The 17,153-nt window shown below is 72.7% G+C and carries 16 protein-coding genes; 10 read left to right on the top strand and 6 right to left on the bottom strand.

The genetic code is table 11. The features are described 5' to 3' along the window. The first annotated feature begins 9 nt into the window (after nt 1-9). On the top strand, nt 10-1,107 hold the full coding sequence (locus tag HNR68_RS03540) for an inositol-3-phosphate synthase (protein WP_179724603.1): 1,098 nt from the start codon (nt 10-12) through the stop codon (nt 1,105-1,107). Nucleotides 1,108-1,147: 40 nt separating this feature from the next. On the opposite strand, the gene HNR68_RS03535 is transcribed toward HNR68_RS03540, so the two are convergent. Then, nucleotides 1,148-2,002, bottom strand: a complete 855-nt coding sequence (locus HNR68_RS03535) for a GGDEF domain-containing protein (RefSeq protein WP_179717582.1) — start codon at nt 2,000-2,002, stop codon at nt 1,148-1,150. 299 nt (nt 2,003-2,301) lie between these two features. On the opposite strand from HNR68_RS03535, the gene HNR68_RS03530 reads away from it, so the two are divergent. Further along, a complete protein-coding gene (locus HNR68_RS03530) occupies nt 2,302-3,600 on the top strand; it encodes a glycosyltransferase 87 family protein (RefSeq protein ID WP_179717579.1) in 1,299 nt (432 codons plus the stop codon). 166 nt (nt 3,601-3,766) lie between these two features. On the opposite strand, the gene HNR68_RS03525 is transcribed toward HNR68_RS03530, so the two are convergent. Then, nucleotides 3,767-5,110: a hypothetical protein gene (locus HNR68_RS03525; protein WP_179717577.1), complete on the bottom strand. Its 1,344-nt coding sequence runs from the start codon at nt 5,108-5,110 to the stop codon at nt 3,767-3,769. A 158-nt stretch (nt 5,111-5,268) separates the two neighbouring features. Then, on the bottom strand, nt 5,269-6,060 hold the full coding sequence (locus HNR68_RS03520; protein WP_179717575.1) for a hypothetical protein: 792 nt from the start codon (nt 6,058-6,060) through the stop codon (nt 5,269-5,271). Nucleotides 6,061-6,259: 199 nt separating this feature from the next. On the opposite strand from HNR68_RS03520, the gene HNR68_RS03515 reads away from it, so the two are divergent. Then, nucleotides 6,260-7,435 carry an AI-2E family transporter gene (locus HNR68_RS03515; protein WP_179717574.1) on the top strand — a complete coding sequence of 392 codons (1,176 nt, stop codon included), beginning with the start codon at nt 6,260-6,262 and terminating at the stop codon, nt 7,433-7,435. A 134-nt stretch (nt 7,436-7,569) separates the two neighbouring features. Here the strand turns inward: HNR68_RS03515 and HNR68_RS03510 are convergent, their stop codons facing one another. Beyond that, nucleotides 7,570-8,775 carry a GGDEF domain-containing protein gene (locus tag HNR68_RS03510; RefSeq protein WP_343049907.1) on the bottom strand — a complete coding sequence of 402 codons (1,206 nt, stop codon included), beginning with the start codon at nt 8,773-8,775 and terminating at the stop codon, nt 7,570-7,572. Between the two features lie 195 nt (nt 8,776-8,970). Here HNR68_RS03510 and macS point away from each other — a divergent pair, with 195 nt between their 5' ends. The 6 genes from macS (at nt 8,971) to HNR68_RS03480 (ending at nt 14,122) form a co-directional block, all read left to right on the top strand. Beyond that, a complete protein-coding gene (macS, locus tag HNR68_RS03505; protein ID WP_179717571.1) occupies nt 8,971-10,149 on the top strand; it encodes a MacS family sensor histidine kinase in 1,179 nt (392 codons plus the stop codon). After that, nucleotides 10,146-10,805 carry a response regulator gene (locus HNR68_RS03500; protein WP_179717569.1) on the top strand — a complete coding sequence of 220 codons (660 nt, stop codon included), beginning with the start codon at nt 10,146-10,148 and terminating at the stop codon, nt 10,803-10,805. Before macS ends, HNR68_RS03500 begins: the two co-directional genes overlap by 4 nt. A 297-nt stretch (nt 10,806-11,102) precedes the next feature. Next, nucleotides 11,103-11,303 carry a hypothetical protein gene (locus HNR68_RS03495; protein ID WP_179717567.1) on the top strand — a complete coding sequence of 67 codons (201 nt, stop codon included), beginning with the start codon at nt 11,103-11,105 and terminating at the stop codon, nt 11,301-11,303. A gap of 84 nt (nt 11,304-11,387) precedes the next feature. Next, a complete protein-coding gene (locus HNR68_RS03490) occupies nt 11,388-11,579 on the top strand; it encodes a hypothetical protein (RefSeq protein ID WP_179717565.1) in 192 nt (63 codons plus the stop codon). Between the two features lie 118 nt (nt 11,580-11,697). Then, nucleotides 11,698-13,065: a hypothetical protein gene (locus HNR68_RS03485; RefSeq protein ID WP_179717563.1), complete on the top strand. Its 1,368-nt coding sequence runs from the start codon at nt 11,698-11,700 to the stop codon at nt 13,063-13,065. Between the two features lie 280 nt (nt 13,066-13,345). After that, nucleotides 13,346-14,122 carry an AfsR/SARP family transcriptional regulator gene (locus tag HNR68_RS03480; RefSeq protein ID WP_179717561.1) on the top strand — a complete coding sequence of 259 codons (777 nt, stop codon included), beginning with the start codon at nt 13,346-13,348 and terminating at the stop codon, nt 14,120-14,122. A gap of 167 nt (nt 14,123-14,289) precedes the next feature. Here HNR68_RS03480 and ptsP read toward each other — a convergent pair whose 3' ends face one another. Continuing rightward, on the bottom strand, nt 14,290-15,930 hold the full coding sequence (gene ptsP, locus HNR68_RS03475) for a phosphoenolpyruvate--protein phosphotransferase (RefSeq protein ID WP_179717559.1): 1,641 nt from the start codon (nt 15,928-15,930) through the stop codon (nt 14,290-14,292). A gap of 268 nt (nt 15,931-16,198) precedes the next feature. Between ptsP and HNR68_RS03470 the strand changes: the two genes are divergently transcribed. Beyond that, a complete protein-coding gene (locus tag HNR68_RS03470) occupies nt 16,199-16,468 on the top strand; it encodes a hypothetical protein (RefSeq protein WP_179717557.1) in 270 nt (89 codons plus the stop codon). A gap of 271 nt (nt 16,469-16,739) precedes the next feature. Here the strand turns inward: HNR68_RS03470 and HNR68_RS03465 are convergent, their stop codons facing one another. Further along, nucleotides 16,740-17,024 (bottom strand): glutaredoxin family protein, encoded by a 285-nt coding sequence (locus HNR68_RS03465; protein WP_179717555.1) that lies wholly within the window; start codon nt 17,022-17,024, stop codon nt 16,740-16,742. Between the last annotated feature and the right edge of the window lie 129 nt (nt 17,025-17,153).

Below are 17,153 nucleotides of genomic sequence, written 5' to 3'. Positions count from 1 at the left end.
GGCCCTGCCATGGGCGGAGATCGGCCCGGTCGGACGGTGCGAGTGGCGATCGTCGGCGTCGGGAACTGCGCGGCGTCGCTGGTGCAGGGCGTCCACTACTACGCCGACGCGGACCCGGGCGACAAGGTGCCCGGCCTGATGCACGTCGAGTTCGGCGACTACCACGTGCGCGACGTCGAGTTCGTGGCCGCCTTCGACGTGGACGCGAAGAAGGTCGGCCGGGACCTCTCCGAGGCCATCGTCGCCAGCGAGAACAACACCATCAAGATCGCCGACGTGCCACCGCTGGGCGTCACCGTGCAGCGCGGCCACACCCTCGACGGCCTGGGCCGGTTCTACCGGGAGACCATCGAGGAGTCCGACGAGCAGCCGGTGGACGTCGTGCAGGCGCTCACCGACGCGGAGGCCGACGTCCTGGTGTCCTACCTGCCGGTGGGCTCGGAGGAGGCCGACAAGTTCTACGCGCAGTGCGCGATCGACGCCGGGGTGGCCTTCGTCAACGCGCTGCCGGTGTTCATCGCCTCCGACCCGGAGTGGGCGCAGAAGTTCACCGACGCGGGCGTGCCGATCGTCGGGGACGACATCAAGTCGCAGGTCGGGGCGACCATCACGCACCGGGTGCTGGCCAAGCTGTTCGAGGACCGCGGCGTCCACCTGGACCGCACGATGCAGCTCAACGTCGGCGGCAACATGGACTTCCTCAACATGAAGGAGCTGGACCGCCTGGAGTCGAAGAAGACCTCCAAGACGCAGTCCGTGACCTCGCAGGTGGACCGCGACCTGGGCAAGCGCAACGTGCACATCGGCCCGTCGGACCACGTGCCGTGGCTGGACGACCGCAAGTGGGCCTACGTCCGGCTGGAGGGCCGCGCCTTCGGTGACGTGCCGCTGAACCTGGAGTACAAGCTCGAGGTGTGGGACTCGCCGAACTCGGCGGGCATCATCATCGACGCGATCCGCGCCGCCAAGATCGCCAAGGACCGCGGCATCGGCGGCCCGGTGCTGTCCGCCTCCTCGTACTTCATGAAGTCCCCGCCGGAGCAGTACTCCGACTCGGAGGCCTACCAGGCCGTCGAGGACTTCATCGCGGGCAAGACCGAGCGCTGATGCGGCGAGGGGCGCCCGCCTCGCGCGGGTGCCCCTCGGGTCAGACCCGGTGCTGGAGCTGCTGCTCGGCCCGGGCGAGGACCGAGTGCACCGGGGCGTGCCCGTCGGTGGTCACCCAGGACACCCGGAGACCGGGGCGGACCCGCCTGCGGCCGACGCGCATCGGCCAGCCGGCCACCTCGCGCGCCTGCTCGGCGATCGCCTCGCCGGTCCCGCTCGGGTGCTCGGCGATCACCGCGAACTCGTCCCCGCCGTAGCGGGCCACGGTGTGCTCGTCGCTGAGCCCCTCCCGGAGCCGTCCGGCCAGCGTGGTCAGCAGCTCGTCGCCGCGGTCGAAGCCCTGCTCGACGTTGAACTCGGCCAGCTGGTGCACGTCGATGAGCACCAGCGTGGACAGCGTGCCGCGGCAGCGGGCCCGCACCAGGGACTGCTCCAGGCGGTCCAGCAGCAGCACCCGGCCGGGCAGCCCGGTCAGCGGGTCCAGCAGGCCCCGGCTGTGCGGGACGTCGGTGTGCACCGGTTGCAGCAGGATCAGCACGCGGCTGCGGCCCCGCACCTGCACCGCGTGGTAGTCGGCCCAGATGCGGCTGAGCGGCTGCCCGTTGCGGGCGATCACCATCGGGATGGACAGCGGGGACCCGGCGCGCAGCACCTGCCCGGCGAGCTCCGCCCAGTCCGGCATCGACGCGCCGGTGTCGTCGCGCAGGTGCCAGTCGGCGGGCCGGGAACCGGTGAGCAGGTCGGCCTTGGCGAGCTGCATCAGCTCGGCCGCGACGTCGTTGGTGGCCAGCACCTGGCCGCGCTCGTCGGTCAGCAGCACACCGACGTTGAGCCCGCTGATGTTGTCGTCCCACACCGACGCCAACCGGGCCGCAGCAACGTCGACGACACTCATTCGGCCCCCTCCTCCCCGCCAAACGGAGCAGTCCGTTTGAGCCTCCCCCTCCACCAACTCCGTTTTCAAGAGCACAGCGACCACCCGTAATGGTGGTATTCACGCTGGTCAGATAACGCTCAGTCAGTGGTTCACGATCGGTTTTCTGAGGGTTCGCCTCGCCGATCGGCACTTGATGGTTCGAGCAGGTGAAACTCGCGACGTGATGCCGGTCGCGTGGCGACCCCACCACGACCCCCGAACCACCCCGGATCTCTACGCTTGTCGGGGCAAGGTGCTCAGGCTAGGAGGACATACGCATGCCGGTGACCGGGAGCACGGGAGCACCGCTGTCCGACCGGTTGCGCGAGCACCGGACGCTGCTGGCCGTCATCGCGGTCGCCGAGCTCATCGCGCTGGTCTTCGTGTCCACCGTCAACACCCACGACCACATCGACGGTGAGGTGTACCGGCTGGGTGCGCAAGCGCTGCTGGGTGGGCGCGACCTCTACAACAACCTGCCGGCGACCGAGTCCGGGCTGGAGCTGCCGTTCATCTACCCGCCGTTCGCGGCGATCCTGTTCGCCCCGCTGGCGCTGGTCCCCAAGGCCGCGTCCACCGCGGTGATCATGGTGGTCAGCCACCTGGCGCTGCTGACCACGCTGTACGTGGTGCTCCGGTCGGCGCCGTTCCTGCAGGCGCACCGGGACCGGGTGCTGCTGGTGGTGGCGGCCGTGCTGCCGCTGGCCACGATCAGCGAGCCGGTGCTGGAGACCATCACCTACGCGCAGATCAACATCGTGCTCATGGCGCTGGTCGCGGTGGACTGCCTGTGGCGGGTGGACGGCCCGCGGAAGCTGCCCTACCCGCGCGGCCTGCTCATCGGGATCGCCGCCGGGATCAAGCTCACCCCGCTGGTGTTCCTGCTGCTGCCGCTGCTGCGCCGGGACGTGCGGATGATCGCGACCGCGCTGCTGACCTTCCTCGGCACCGCGCTGCTGGGCTTCGCGCTGACCTTCGACAACGCCCGGCGCTTCTGGCTGGAGGAGATGTTCGCCAGCAGCAACGTCTCGTTCGGCCCGAAGTTCACCGGTGACGCCTCGATCTACGCGGGCAACCAGTCGCTGCGGTCGCTGCTGACCAAGACCGGGGTCGAGCACGTGGGCCTGGTGTTCGTCGTGCTGGCGGCGGTCGCGCTGGTGCTCGCGGCGCTGGCCATGCGGCACGCGATCCGGCAGCGGGACCTGCCCACCGCGGTGGTGGTCAACGGGGTGTTCGGGCTGCTGGTGTCGCCGATCTCCTGGTCGCACCACTGGGTCTGGGCGATCCCGGGGCTGGTGCTGCTGCTCGGCGCGGCGTGGGCGCACCGCGACTGGGCGCTGCTGCTGGCGGCCACGCTGGTGAGCGGGTTCTTCATGATGGGCCCGCACTGGAAGGTGCCGCAGGGCAAGGGCTTGGAGCTCACCTGGAACCTGCCGCAGAACCTCATCGGCAACGCCTACGTCTACTTCGGACTCGGCTACCTGCTCTACGGCGCGGTGCTGTGGTGGCGCGCCCGCCGCACCGTCCCGCCGGGCGACGCCCCCGCACCGGAACCGCCGCTCACCGCGGCCCGCTGACGGTCACCGCCTCGCGCACACGGTCCGGTGAAGCGTGCGGGGCACCTCTCGCCGAGTGGATCGGCGAACGGTGCCCCGCACCACTCGATCGCGGTCGTCGCGACACGAGCTCGAAGACGGGACCGGGGCGGGAGCGCGTGCGCTCCCGCCCCGGTCCATCCCCCCTTCAGATGCGGCTGAAGACGACCGTGTCCGCGTCCTCGAAGCCGCGCGGCGCGTGGCTCAGGCCGGGCAGCGGCAGCGTGTGCCCCTGCACCGCGGTGATGTCCGGGACGCCCCCGCCCAGCACCGGCAGGTCCAGCCCACCGGCGCGCGGCGCCGGGGCCGGGCGCAGCGGGCTCTGGGTGACCAGCTGGGTCGCCGGCACCGCGGCCCCCAGCTCGTCGACGAGGTCCACCGCGACGTCCGCCCTGTGCGGCGCGTCGGTGACGGTGGCCGCGCGCGAGGCGTCCCCGTCCAGCGCGGAGGTGATCCGGCTCACCGCGGGCACCGTGGTCTGCCCGCCGTCGAACGCGTTGAGCTGGCCCAGCACCGGCAGCGGCGCCTGGACACCGGGGGACTCGCGGCGCGCGGTGGTGCGGCGCAGCTCCGCCGGCGAGAGACCGGTGAGGTTCGGGACCTCGGTGACCTTGAGCTGCAGCTCGCCCGGCACCTCCAGCGGCACGTGGTCGGTGCGCGGGGCGGGCTGCGCGGCGATCGCGGACAGCGCTCCCTCCAGCACCTCGCTGGGGACGCCGTGCAGCTCGTAGCGGAAGCCCGGCAGCTCGGCGGAGGTGAGGTCCACCTGGTCCGGGGTGAGCAGTCCGCCCCGCGGCTGCGGTTCCGGCTGGGGCTGCGGCTGGAGTGAGGGCTGCGGCTGGGCGAGCACGCCCTCCCACAGCTCGACGATGCCGTCCGCCGGCTCGAAGCCGTCGAAGTAGACCAGGTCGTCGTGCGGGGTCAGCAGATCTGCAGGGACATCCAGGACCGCACCAGTGCGAAAGGTTTCCTCGTCGAGGGCGTCCGCACCTCCTCGGACCACCTCACCGATGGGCCCGGCCCAGCTCAGCGACCGGTGGAAGCCCTCGGCCGGGGTGACCGGCCGGTTGCCGTCGAACGGCGGCAGGCCCGCCAGCTCCAGCGGGCGCGCGTCCGCGGGGTCGGCGACCCAGCCCGCCAGGTGCAGCGGGGAGGTGACGTCCGGGGTGTGCCAGTCGCGCAGCGCCGGCATCTCCCGGGTGACGTCGTTCTCGACGGCGGGCAGCAGGTCCCGCACCGGGTCCAGGGTGCCGGACAGCGCGGTCACCCGGTGCACCTCGCGGGAGTCGACGACCGACGCGCCGTACTGCGTGTGCTCGGAGAAGAACTCGCCGGAGGCGCAGGCGCCGGTGCCGAGGTCGAGCGACTCGCCCAGCGGCGAGGTCGGACGGTCCGAGCAGCTCTGCTCGGCGGTGGCGACGCCGGTGCCGACGGCCAGCATGCCTCCGGTGACCAGCGCGGCCTGCACGCCGCGCTTCGCCCAAGTCTGCATGGATTGCTCCTTCACGGGGATCTCCCACACGGGGAGGTTCGAGGCGCCACGCCGCCGTCCGGGGGTGCGGGCGGCACGACGGCGGGCATCGGGGAAGAGGTTTCGGGGAACGCGGGGCCGGGCGGCGGTGGTCCGCCGCACCGGTGGTCACCGCGCGATCAGTCGGGAGTGGTCCCGGGCTGCGGTTCGGGAACGCTGACGACCGTTCCCGCGAGGTCGCAGGTGACCGTCCCGGCGAAGGCCGGGGTGCACAGCGGCGCGGCCGGGTACCAGCCGAGCGCGGTGGTGGTGTGGTGCGACCCGTCGAAGGCTCCGCCCAGTCCGGGCGCGCCGGGGGCCGAGGGCAGCACGAAGGGGGTCGAGCCCACCGGCGCGCCCGGCTGCACCGGCGGTTCCGGCGCGGGCGGGGCGGCGGGCGGCGCGGTGCGCTGCGGCGCGGCCGCGCTCGGGGCGGGGCCGGTGTGGGTGTCCGCGGCGGACTGCACCGGGCTCTCGGCCGGCGGCGCGGCGTCCAGCGGCGGAGCGGGCGCCACGGGTGGTGGCGGCGGCACCTCCGGGCCGCTGCCCGCGTCGGTGCCGGTCGCGGTGCCGGTGGTGACCGCCAGCGCGTCGCCGGCGACCTGCTCGACCTCGGCGGCGGGCTGCTGCAGCACCTCGGTGACCGGGCGGGCCGCGTCGAGCAGCTCCGCCGCGCTGGAGTCGACCAGCCGGAGCGGGTCGAGCCGGGTCAGCGAGAACTCCTCCGGCCCGGAGCGCCCGCTGTCCGTTGCCTGCTCCGGTGTGTGGTCCGCGGCCTCGGCAGCGGGAACGTCCTCGGCCGCGTCGGCAGGACCGTGGCCGAGCAGCCAAGCCGCGGAGGTTCCGGCCACCGTCGCCCCGGCCACGACCAGCGCACGACCGAACAGCCGCCACGGGCGGGCGGCTCCCGTCGTGCGGTCGCGGCCGGACATCTCGGGGCCAGAACCTCCTCGGCTCAGCGGTGACTCCCCGCAGGAACTCGATCTCCTGCTTGCCGAGGCGCACTCTCTCAAGAGGACCGCCGACTCCGTAAGCGCTGAGCGACGACTTCGCCACATCGTGTCATCGTGGTGAGGGACTGGTAGCGCAGTGTCATCACCGACGCCGCGGCATCGGCGCTACGGTGACAGGGTGAACGGTTCCAAGATCGCCGAACGGGACGACGCGGCCAGTGCGATCCCGCGCGTGCTGCGGGTCTCCGCTGCGCTGAGCTGGCGCACGCTGGTCATCCTCGGTGCCGTGTACGTGCTCGGGCTGGTGCTCGGGCAGATCTACGTCGTCGTGATCCCGGTGGCCATCGCGCTGCTGCTGTCGGCGCTGCTGGCCCCGGTGGTGTCCTGGCTGGCGGCGCGCCGCGTGCCGCGGGCCCTGGCGACCGCGCTGGTGCTGATCGGTGGTCTCGCCGTGGTCGGCGGCGTGCTCACCTTCGTCATCAACGCGTTCATCGCCGGCTTCCCGGACCTGCAGCGGCAGGTCATCGCCTCGCTCACCGCGCTCAAGAGCTCGCTGGCCGAGGGCCCGCTGCACATCAACGACGCGCAGATCGACGCCTTCCTGCAGCAGGCGCAGGACTGGCTGCAGGCCAACCAGGCGGTGCTGACCAGCGGCGCGCTGTCCACGGCGGGCACCTTCGGCAACTTCCTGACCGGCCTGGTGCTGGCGCTGTTCACGCTCATCTTCTTCCTGCACGACGGCCGCCGGGTGTGGCTGTTCGTGACCGGGCTGGCCCCGAAGCACGTCCGGCACAAGGTGGACGTGGCCGGGTGCCGCGGCTTCGAGTCGCTGGTCGGCTACGTGCGGGCGACCGCGCTGGTGGCGGTGGTCGACGCGCTGGGCATCGGGCTGGGCCTGGTGGTCCTCGGGGTGCCGCTGGCGATCCCGCTGGCCGCGCTGGTGTTCCTGGGCGGGTTCGTGCCGATCGTCGGCGCGGTGGCCTCGGGCTCGGTCGCGGTGCTGGTCGCGCTGGTGACCAAGGGCTGGGTGACCGCGCTGATCGTGATCGGCGTGGTGCTGCTGGTGCAGCAGCTGGAGGGCAACGTCCTGCAGCCGCTGCTGCTGGGCCGCGCGGTGCAGCTGCACGCGCTGGCGGTGGTGCTGGCGATCAGCATCGGCGCCGTGGTCTCCGGCATCATCGGCGCGCTGCTGGCGGTCCCGCTGGTGGCGGTGCTCAACGCCTCCATCCGCTCCCTCCTCGACGACGAGGAGGAAGGACCCGGACCCACCCCGGAGCAGGAGGCCGAGGAAGCAGCCGAACCCCCGGAGGACGACGAGGAACCCGAACCCGCCACCCCCACCGGCGACCGCTGACCCCGCGATCCCGGGGGAATCGGACGTCTGACCTCCGGTGCCGTCGTGTCACCCCGGGGCGCGTCACCCGTGCGGGGCGCGTCGCGGGCCGGGGTCCGGCGCGGGGGTCCGCCGCGGGGGGGAGCCTCGCGGTGTCAGGCCAGGGTGACTGCGTTGCGGCCTGCCGACTTGGCGGCGAGCAGGGCGGCGTCGGCGGCGAACAGCAGGTCGGTGAGCTCGTAGCCGTAGCGGGTCGTGGTGGCCACGCCGATGCTCACCGTCAGGTCGTTGAGCTCGCGCAGCTCGCCGCCGGTGTCGCGGGCGGGCACCGACAGGGCCGCCGTGGAGCACCGGATCCGGTCGGCGACGGTGCAGGCCACGTCCGCGTCGGTGTCCGGCAGCAGCACCACGAACTCCTCGCCGCCGAACCGGCCGACCACGTCCGCCCGCCGCAGGTTGCCGCGCAGCATCATCGCCACCGCGGCCAGCACCGTGTCCCCGGCCAGGTGGCCGAGCTCGTCGTTGACCCGCTTGAAGTGGTCGAGGTCGAGCAGCAGCAGCGAGACCGGCCGGGACCGGGTGCGCGCCCGGGTCAGCTCGGCGTGCGCCAGCCGCTCCCAGTGCGCCAGGTTCGCCAGGCCCGTCTTGGCGTCGTGCTGGGCCGAGCGGCGCCACTGCGGCAGCTGCCCGGCCAGGTCGAGCAGCACCATCGGCGGGCCGGCGAGCAGCGCGCTGGTCGGTTCGCGGCTCATCGCCACCGCCAGCAGCCCGCCGAGGCTCGCCGCGACGATGCCCAGCAGCACGTCGATCGGCTCGCCGAGCACGTGCTGCCGCGGCGCCCCCGGGTTGCGCAACCGGATGCAGGTGGCGACCAGGAACGCCCGCACCAGCAGCAGCACGGCCCCGGCCAGCACGAACTGCGCCGCACCCCACACCGGCTCGCCCCAGCCGATGGCGAACCGCGCGGACAGCGTGGCGATCGTGGTCGCCGCCGTGGTGAACAGCCAGCGGTGCAGGTCCGGGCGGCCGTCGAGCACCCCGTGCAGGGTCGGCCCGAGCAGCAGCAGGACCAGCAGGTTCGGGGGCAGCACGAGGATGCCGGTGGCCAGGTAGGCGATGTGCAGCGTCCACGGGTTGCGCCGGACCTGCCGCTGGACGTTGATCGACACCGAGGTGGTCACGATGACCGTGCCCGCGGTGGCCGCCAGCATCACGAAGTTCAGCAGGTCCTGCGGCTGCGCGTCGCGGCTGGTGGCGACCACCAGCGTGACCAGGACCAGCGCGACCGCCTGGACGGAGAGCACGTAGGCGATCGCCGCCGGTCGAAGTCGCCACAGCAGCCAGCCGCCCAACTCGATCACCTCCCGTGGGCAGCCTTGCACAGCGGGTGGCGACCGTGTCGCGCGCCACTCCCATCGCCCGGCAGGTCGATCTCACCGGACACGCGCTGCGCCCGATCGGGGACGGTGGTGATCATCAACACGCGGAGTGGTCGATCCAGCGGTCTCGGCGATCGCCGCAGTGGGGCAGGATGGTCGGCTGGGAAGGGAGCGAACGTGACCAGTCCGCCGTCGAACGAACCGCGGGTGACCGACGGTCGCTCGCCGCTCTGGCGTGGGCACAACGTCTTCCGCGTCGTGACGCTGCTGTACGCCAGCGCGTGGGTCGCCTTCCAGTTCCACGCCTACGCGCGCCCGTGGCTGGCGGTCGTGGTCATCTCGCTGATGGGCGTGTGGACCGCCTTCACGGTGTGGCGCTACTCGACGCGGGCGGGACGCACCAACCTGCTGGTCGCGCTGGACCAGGTCGTGGTGACGGTGCTGTTCCTCAGCAACGAGTTCATCCTCACCGAGCAGCAGATGGCCGAGAGCTGGCCGACGGTGGTGACCGCGTGGCACCCGACGATGACCACCGCGGCCGCCGCCCAGTGGGGCATCCCCGGCGGGGTGGCCTCCGGGGTGTTCGCAGCCGGCTGCAACTTCCTGCTGCGCTGGAAGACCACCCCGGACATGGTGCTGGACACGGTGCTGCTCATCGGCGTCGGCGCGGTCATCGGGCTGGCGTCCGACAGCGCGCGCCGCACGACCGCGCGGCTGGCCCGCGCGCTGCGCGCGGAGGCGGCGACCGCGGAGCGCGAGCGGCTCGCCCGCGACATCCACGACAGCGTGCTGCAGGTGCTGGCCCGGGTGCGCCGCCGCGGCGCGGAGCTGGGCGGGGAGGCCGCCGAGCTGGCCAAGCTGGCCGGGGAGCAGGAGATCGCGCTGCGCGCGCTGGTCGCCACCACCCCGCAGGAGCCCAGCGAGAACGGCGAGACGGACCTGGCCGCGCGGCTGCAGGTGCTGCGCACCGGCCGGGTCCACGTGTCGGTGCCGGGCACCCCGGTGCTGCTCGGGGAGCCGCTGTGCTCGGAGCTGTTCGCCGCGGTCCGCGAGGCGCTGGCCAACGTCGACAAGCACGCCGGCCCGGACGCCCAGGCGTGGGTGCTGCTGGAGGAGCTGCCGGACGAGGTGGTGATCAGCGTCCGGGACGACGGGCCGGGCATCCCGGAGGGCCGGCTGGACGAAGCGGCGGCGGAGGGACGTCTCGGCGTCGCCAAGTCGATCCGGGGCCGCGTGGAGGGCCTCGGTGGCACGATCACCTTGGACACCGAGCCCGGCGAGGGGACCGAGTGGGAGATCCGGGTCCCGCTGCCCGTTGCGAAACCGGCCAAGCGCCGCAGAGGAGGAGAGCGATGAGCGAACCGCCCGTGTCCGTGATGGTCGTCGACGACCACCCGATGTGGCGCGACGGGGTCGCCCGCGACCTGACCGAGCGCGGCTTCCAGGTGCTGGCCACCGCCGGCGACGCCGCTTCCGCGCTGCGCATCGCGCGGACCGTGAAGCCCGACGTGGTGCTGATGGACCTCAACCTGGGCGACTCCTCGGGGGTCAACGCGACCCTGCAGATCACCCAGGAGATCCCCGGGACCCGCGTGCTGGTGCTCTCGGCCAGCGGGGAGCACAGCGACGTCCTGGAGGCGGTGAAGGCCGGCGCGTCCGGGTACCTGGTCAAGTCGGCCTCGGCCGAGGAGCTGGTGGACGCGGTGCGGCGCACGGCCGCCGGGGACGCGGTGTTCACCGCCGGGCTGGCCGGGCTCGTGCTCGGGGAGTACCGGCGGATGGCGATCACCCCGGACTCGGAGACGCAGGCCCCGCAGCTGACCGAGCGGGAGACCGAGGTGCTCCGGCTGGTCGCCAAGGGCATGACCGCGCGGCAGATCGCCAAGAAGCTGGTCATCTCGCACCGCACGGTGGAGAACCACGTGCAGTCCACGCTGCGCAAGCTGCAGCTGCACAACCGGGTCGAACTGGCCCGCTACGCCATCGAGCACGGCCTCGACCAGGAGTCGTAGGCGCTCTGGCCACAGCTGTTCCAGCCCCGTTCGCCGTCCGGCGGGCGGGGCTCGTCGTTGTGTGGCGGGAGTCGGTGCGGGAATGTCGCCGATTCACCCGATCCAACGAGGAAAGCTCTTGTCGGAGGCTGGTCTGCCCTGGTCGGACGCGGTGCACGCAGCGTCATCGCGAGTTCGGGCGACGGGGTGGCGACGCGGCGTGACGCGCTGGTGACGGTCCGGTGACGGCCCTCTGGCGTACTCGTCACCAGCGGCTGAGCCGCAGTCGAAATTCCGTCGAACGAACAGGAGCAGACCATGTTCGAGACCCACGAGTTCGCTGAACTGCTGCCCGAGCGCAAGGCCCTTGGCTGCGGCTGGTGGGACGGCTTCGGGGACATCGACCAGGACATCGACGTCGACCAGGACGTCGATGTGGACGTCGACAACGACTCCTTCGCCGGTGACGTTGACGTGACCGCGTTCAACAACGCCAACGTGGACCAGCACGCCAACTGAGCACTGAGCAGCCGATGAGTTCCCGGCCGCTCACCGCTGCTGCGCGTGGTGAGCGGCCCGGGTCCATCCACGAGGGAGAAGGACATGCACGAACTCGAGCTGTCTGATCAAACGGTGGAGCTCCTGCCCACGCGCGATGCGCTCAGCGGCGGCGGCTTCGGGTTTGGCGACATCGCCATCGTCAACCAGTTCAACATCATCGTCGCGGTCAACATCGGTTCTGACATCGCTCAGGACATCGAGGCCATCAACGTGGCCGACATCGATTTCAACTGACGAGCTGCCAGGTCGGGAGCGGAGAGGACCCGTTCCCGGCCTGGTCGCTCGTCCGCAGGCAGGTGCGCGGCCGGCCGCGCGCTCGGAGCCCGCACTGCGCCGGGCTCAGGAGGGTGTCATGTCAGAAGCTGCTGATGTCGAGACCGCGGGCTCGACGGACGAGAACGCGGTGCCCCGGCTCGTCGACGGCGTCCGGCTGCTGGGCGAGTACGAGGGCGGCGGGTACGAAGAACCGCGCTACCTGGTGTCGCGGGCCGACGGGCAGATGGTGCTCGTCTCCCCGCTGCTGCACGAGGTGGCGAGCAGGCTGGACGGCGCGCGGACCGTGCGCGAGGTGGCCGAGCGGGTCAACGCCGACCTCGGCTTGGAGCTCTCCGCGGCGGACGTGGCGTACCTCGTGGACAAGAAGCTGTACCCGATGGGCGTCGCCACCACGTCCGAACCGCTGCCGGACCCGCCGCGCTCGGACCCGCTGCTGTCGCTGGTGTTCAACACCCAGCTGCTGCCGCCGGGGTTCGTCCGCGCCGCCGCGGCGATCTTCTCGCCGTTCTACCGGCCGCCGGTGATCGCGCTGATGCTGAGCCTGTTCGTCGCCGTGGACGTGTGGCTGGTGGTGTCCGGCGGGATCGACGCCGCGTTCCACCGGTCGGTCGGTGACCCGGTGCTGGTGCTGACGCTGATGGTGCTGTGGGTCTGCGCCACGCTGTTCCACGAGTTCGGCCACGCCGCCGGGTGCCACTACGGGGGTGCGAGACCGGGCGGGATCGGCGTCGGCATCCTGGTCCTCTACCCGGCGTTCTACACCAACGTCACCGACGCCTACCGGCTCGACCGGCGCGGGCGGCTGCGCACCGACCTGGGCGGGATCTACTTCAACGCGATCTTCATCGTGGCCGTGTTCGGGCTCTACCAGCTGACCGAGATCCCGGCGCTGAAGGTCTTCATGGTGCTCAACCACCTGCAGATCCTCCAGCAGCTGCTGCCGCTGCTGCGGCTGGACGGCTACCTGATCCTCGGGGACCTGGTGGGGGTGCCGAACCTGTTCGCGTTCGTCGGCCCGGTCTGGCGGCGGCTGCGGGGGAAGCCGGACAACGGCTCGACGACGCACCAGGCGCTGCGGCCCCGCGTGCAGGTGCTGGTCACGACCTGGGTGCTCATCGTGGTCCCGCTGCTCATCGTCGCGCTGACCCTGCTGCTGCTCCGGTTGCCGTTCTACCTGGCCACCGCGACGTCGAGGGCCGTGGAGTACGGGCAGGTCGCGCTGGCCGCGGGGGGCCAGGGCAGCGTGGGGGTGCTGCTGCTGGCGGTGCTGTCGATGCTGCTCCTGCTCATCCCGTGGGTGGGCGGCACCGCGTTCGCGATCCGCACGGGTCGGCGGGTCGTCAAGCTCGTGCGCAAGCTGCGGGCGCGCCGCCAGGCCTCCCGGCCGCAGCCCAAGCACCGCAAGCGATCCGGACGGTTGCGTCCGCCGCCCGCGGCGGCGTGAGTCCGGGTTCCGAAGAAGGGGGAGGGGCGAGCTCCGGTACCGCGGTGGCGGGACCGGGGTTCGCCTCTGCGCGCGATCCCTGACCTCGCACTACCGGGTGATGCAGCGCCATGCCCAGGGTCTTGAGTCACGGTGGGTAGCGTCGTAACAACCGACCGGAACCCCCCGATGGGAGCGGGTGTGGGCTCCCTGGTGCCGGTGCGGAACCGGTGATCAGGAGGGGGAGGGCCCGGGTCGCTCCTCCGTGCAGCCCGTTGCCAGTCCGGTCGAGGGGGGAACGATGAGCGGTGGCACGGTGCAGCCGATGGAACGGCGGCGGACGCGCACGCCAGCGCAGCCCGATCAGCCGTTCCGGCTGACGTTGCTGGGTGGTTGGGAGCTGCAGGCGGGTGGCGAACCGGTGGCGATGTCCAGCAGCGGACAGCGCCTGCTGGCCTTGCTGGCGCTCCGCGGACGCATCCAGCGCGACTACGCCGCGGGCATCTTGTGGCCGGACAGCGACGACCAGAACGCGTTGGCCAACCTGCGGACCACGCTGTGGCGGGTGCGCCAGCGGGCGCGGGGCGCGGTGATCAGCACGCAGCAGGAGATCGAGCTGGCACCGCTGGTCTCGCTGGACATCGACGGTCTGGTCGCCGCCGGCCGCTACCTGCTGGACGAGGGTTCGGGCGACTCGCCCGCCGACTGCGCGCAGATCGGTCGCGACCTGGCGGGCCACGAGCCGCTGCTGCCCGGCTGGTACGACGACTGGGTGCTCACCGAGCGGGAGCGCCTGCAACAGCTCCAGGTGCACGCGCTGGAGGTCGCGGCGGAGCGGCTGGTGCAGTCCCGGCACCTGGCCAGCGCCCTGGAGATCGCGCAGGCGGCGACCAAGGTGGAGCCGTTCCGCGAGACGGCGCACTGCGCGGTGGTGAAGGTCCTGCTGCAGCAGGCGAACCCGGCGCAGGCGGTCCGGCACTACCGCCGCTACGAGCGCCTGCTGCACCGGGAGCTGGGCATCCGCCCGTCGGACCACCTGCGCAACCTGGTCCGCCCAGTCCTCGCCAGCACCGCCTGACGCAGGCCGGCCCGACGCGATCGCCGGGAAATCGACTACCCGTTCCCGCGGCGACCACGTCGGGCCCCACCGGGGCCTCGGCCCGCTGCCGCGCCGGCTCGTCCACGGCGCGGTGCTCGCCGCCCACTCGGGCTGGTGCGCGTCGGCCGCGGCGGGCGGCGGCGCGGTCAGGCGGAGAGGACGGACCTGACCGCGTCGCGGGCGTCGGCCGGGGAGGCGGTGGCCAGGGCGGCTTCGGCGGCGCGGCGGAAGGTCTCCATCGAGTGCTCGGCCAGCGCCGCGCCGACCACCGGGACCGCCGACCCGCCCATCGACAGGCTGGTCGCGCCGAGCCCGGCGAGCACGCCCGCCAGCAGCGGGTCGGACGCCGCCTCGCCGCACACGCCGACGGGCTTGCCCAGCTCGCGCCCGGCGTCCCCGACCTGCGCGACGAGGCGCAGCAGGGCCGGCTGCCAGGGGTCGTTGAGCTCGGCGAGCGCCCCGGCCATCCGGTCCGCGGCGAACACGTACTGGGCCAGGTCGTTGGTGCCGATGCTGACGAAGTCGACGGCGCCGAGGACCTCCCGGGCGCTCAGCGCGGCGGCCGGGACCTCGATCATCACCCCGGCACGGGGCAGACCCGCCGCGCGGACCCGCTCGGCGAACCAGGCGGCTTCCGCGGCGGTGGCCACCATCGGCGCCATGACCGACACCTCGGCGCCGGAGTCGGCGGCCGCCCCGGCGATCGCCTCCAGCTGCCGGTCCAGCACGTCCGGCCGGTCGAAGGCGACGCGCAGCCCGCGCACGCCGAGCGCCGGGTTCGGCTCGACGCCCATGGCCAGGAACGCCAGCGGCTTGTCCGCCCCGGCGTCGAGGGTGCGCACGACGACCGGCTTGCCGGCGAACGGGGTCAGCACCTCGCGGTAGGCGGCGCGCTGGGTCTCGACGCTCGGCTCGTCGTCGGCCCCGAGGTAGCAGAACTCGGTGCGGAACAGCCCGACGCCCTGCGCCCCGGCCTCGGCCGCCGCGGTCGCGTCGGAGGCCGACCCGACGTTGGCGACGACCTTGACCTCGACGCCGTCCGCGGTGGCGCCGACGCCGTTCCACGTCACGGCCGCGGCCCGCTCGGCGGCCTGGACCGGGACCTCCGCGTCGCTGAGCTCGACCACGCCGCTGCTGCCGTCCACGACGGCACCGACCGCGTCCGAGGCGTCGAGCACGCCGCGGACCGCGACCACGGCGGGGATGCCGAGCGCGCGCGCCAGGATCGCGGTGTGGCTGGTCGGCCCGCCCTCCTCGGTGACGAGCGCGAGCACCAGCTCGGGGTCCAGGTCGGCGGTGTCGGCGGGGGCCAGGTCGCGGGCGACCAGCACGCTCGGCCCCTCCAGCTCGGGCACCCCGGGCGGGGTCACGCCGTGCAGCTCCGCGATGATCCGGTCCCGCACGTCCTGCACGTCACGCGCGCGTTCGGCCATGTACCCGCCGGCCGCGCGCAGCGAGTCGGCGAACCCGTTCGCGGCTTCGAAGACCGCGCGGGAGGCGGGCAGCGAGCGGGTGGTGACCTGCTGCTCGGCCTGCGCGATCAGCGCGGGGTCCATGGCCATCGCGGCGGTGGTCTCGAGGACGGCCTTGGCGTCGCCCTCGACGCGGGCGGCGCGCTGGAACAGCCGCTCGGCCACCGCGTCGGCGGCGGGCCGGATGCGCGCGGCCTCGGCGGTGGGGTCGGTCGGCGCGGGAGTGGCGGGCGGTTCGGGCAGTGGGTCGGCGACCCGGGCGATGGGGCCCGAGGCGCGGCCGGAGCTGACTCCGACACCAGTCAAACGCGACATGGTCTAGACCATACCTTCCCGGCACTGCCTGCACAGCGCCGTCGAACTGCGTTGGAACCGAACACGCCCACAGCGCGTCAGAGGGTCACTGCGGCGATCGTAGGCACCAGTAGGCCGTTCAGCGCGATTCGTGAGGGAGCGCACCCACCCGCGGTGACCTCAGTGGTTTTCACGTCACTCGGATGTCGCAGCGTGCACATTACTGATGAGTAACGAGTGAGTAGAGGTACGGATCCGGCGGACCCCCTGCGAAAAGCAGGCTGTGGGCATGGCAATGAGCACTCAGATCACCGCCGAGACGTCCCCGACCACCGACTGGTTCGCCGAGCCGCTCGCCGCGCTCCTCGACCTCTTCGCGGCGCAGCTGTCGGACGACTCCGAGCCCACCTCGGAGTCCGACCCCACCGTGCTCCCGCCGCCGACGAACGAGAGGCCCGAGTGGGCGCCTCCCGCGTCGGGGGAGACGGTCGACACCAGCCAGGCCGACCCGCAGCGCTTCCCGGTCTCCTCGACCGGGGTGGCCTGGTCGGCGGGCTGACCGGCCGGACGATGGGAACAACGGAAGAGCAGGATCCGCCAACGGCCCGTCCCCCTCGGTGGGAGACGGGCCGTTCACCGTCTCCGGCAGGCCACTGTGGAGCTTCTGGGGGTCCGCCGTTCGAGCTAACTTGCCGCCGGATGCGGATCTTTCTCGCGCCGCCGAGCGTCAGACTGAACGGGTTGCTGCTCGCCGGTATCGCGCCACCGACGATCGCAACCACCCCAGGGCCGACCGCAAAGCCCCCCGTGCGGTCGGCCCTGGTCACTTCTCAGGCCCCGTCGCGCACGGGCAGCAGGTGCGGGGCGTGCTCGCGGACCGCCTCCAGCACGCTGCTCGCGGAGGGGTTGACCGCCTGCCACTCGCCGACGACCACGGTCGGCACGGTCTCGTTGCCGTCGGCGATGCCGCGCACGGTGGCCGCCGCCTCCGGGTCCTCCCAGATGTCGACTTCGGTGAACTCCAGCCCCTCCTGGCGCAGCCCCGCGCGCAGCATGGTGCAGAAGGGGCATCCGGGGCGGGTGTAGACGACGACTTCCTGCACTGCGGCTGCCATGCTGCCTCCTCGGTCTTCGATCAACGGCGCCGACAGCTGCAACGCGGCGGGCGCCTGGTCCATTCGCCCCACCGTCGCATCCGGTGCGAATGCGAAGGCGGACACCGTGACCCGCCCCGAGTGGGACAC

The organism is Saccharopolyspora hordei, from assembly GCF_013410345.1.
In the GTDB taxonomy this organism is placed as follows: domain Bacteria; phylum Actinomycetota; class Actinomycetes; order Mycobacteriales; family Pseudonocardiaceae; genus Saccharopolyspora; species Saccharopolyspora hordei.
The sequence above is the reverse complement of the archived record's forward strand: the minus strand, read 5'-3'. Positions and strand labels throughout refer to the sequence as shown.

Coding starts and splice junctions, on each gene's coding strand:
- HNR68_RS03540 (WP_179724603.1), top strand. CDS start 10: ATGGGCGGAGATCGGCCCGGTCGGACGGTGCGAGTGGCGATCGTCGGC.
- HNR68_RS03535 (WP_179717582.1), bottom strand. CDS start 2,002: ATGAGTGTCGTCGACGTTGCTGCGGCCCGGTTGGCGTCGGTGTGGGAC.
- HNR68_RS03530 (WP_179717579.1), top strand. CDS start 2,302: ATGCCGGTGACCGGGAGCACGGGAGCACCGCTGTCCGACCGGTTGCGC.
- HNR68_RS03525 (WP_179717577.1), bottom strand. CDS start 5,110: ATGCAGACTTGGGCGAAGCGCGGCGTGCAGGCCGCGCTGGTCACCGGA.
- HNR68_RS03520 (WP_179717575.1), bottom strand. CDS start 6,060: ATGTCCGGCCGCGACCGCACGACGGGAGCCGCCCGCCCGTGGCGGCTG.
- HNR68_RS03500 (WP_179717569.1), top strand. CDS start 10,146: ATGAGCGAACCGCCCGTGTCCGTGATGGTCGTCGACGACCACCCGATG.
- HNR68_RS03495 (WP_179717567.1), top strand. CDS start 11,103: ATGTTCGAGACCCACGAGTTCGCTGAACTGCTGCCCGAGCGCAAGGCC.
- HNR68_RS03490 (WP_179717565.1), top strand. CDS start 11,388: ATGCACGAACTCGAGCTGTCTGATCAAACGGTGGAGCTCCTGCCCACG.
- HNR68_RS03485 (WP_179717563.1), top strand. CDS start 11,698: ATGTCAGAAGCTGCTGATGTCGAGACCGCGGGCTCGACGGACGAGAAC.
- HNR68_RS03480 (WP_179717561.1), top strand. CDS start 13,346: ATGAGCGGTGGCACGGTGCAGCCGATGGAACGGCGGCGGACGCGCACG.
- ptsP (WP_179717559.1), bottom strand. CDS start 15,930: ATGTCGCGTTTGACTGGTGTCGGAGTCAGCTCCGGCCGCGCCTCGGGC.
- HNR68_RS03470 (WP_179717557.1), top strand. CDS start 16,199: ATGGCAATGAGCACTCAGATCACCGCCGAGACGTCCCCGACCACCGAC.
- HNR68_RS03465 (WP_179717555.1), bottom strand. CDS start 17,024: ATGGCAGCCGCAGTGCAGGAAGTCGTCGTCTACACCCGCCCCGGATGC.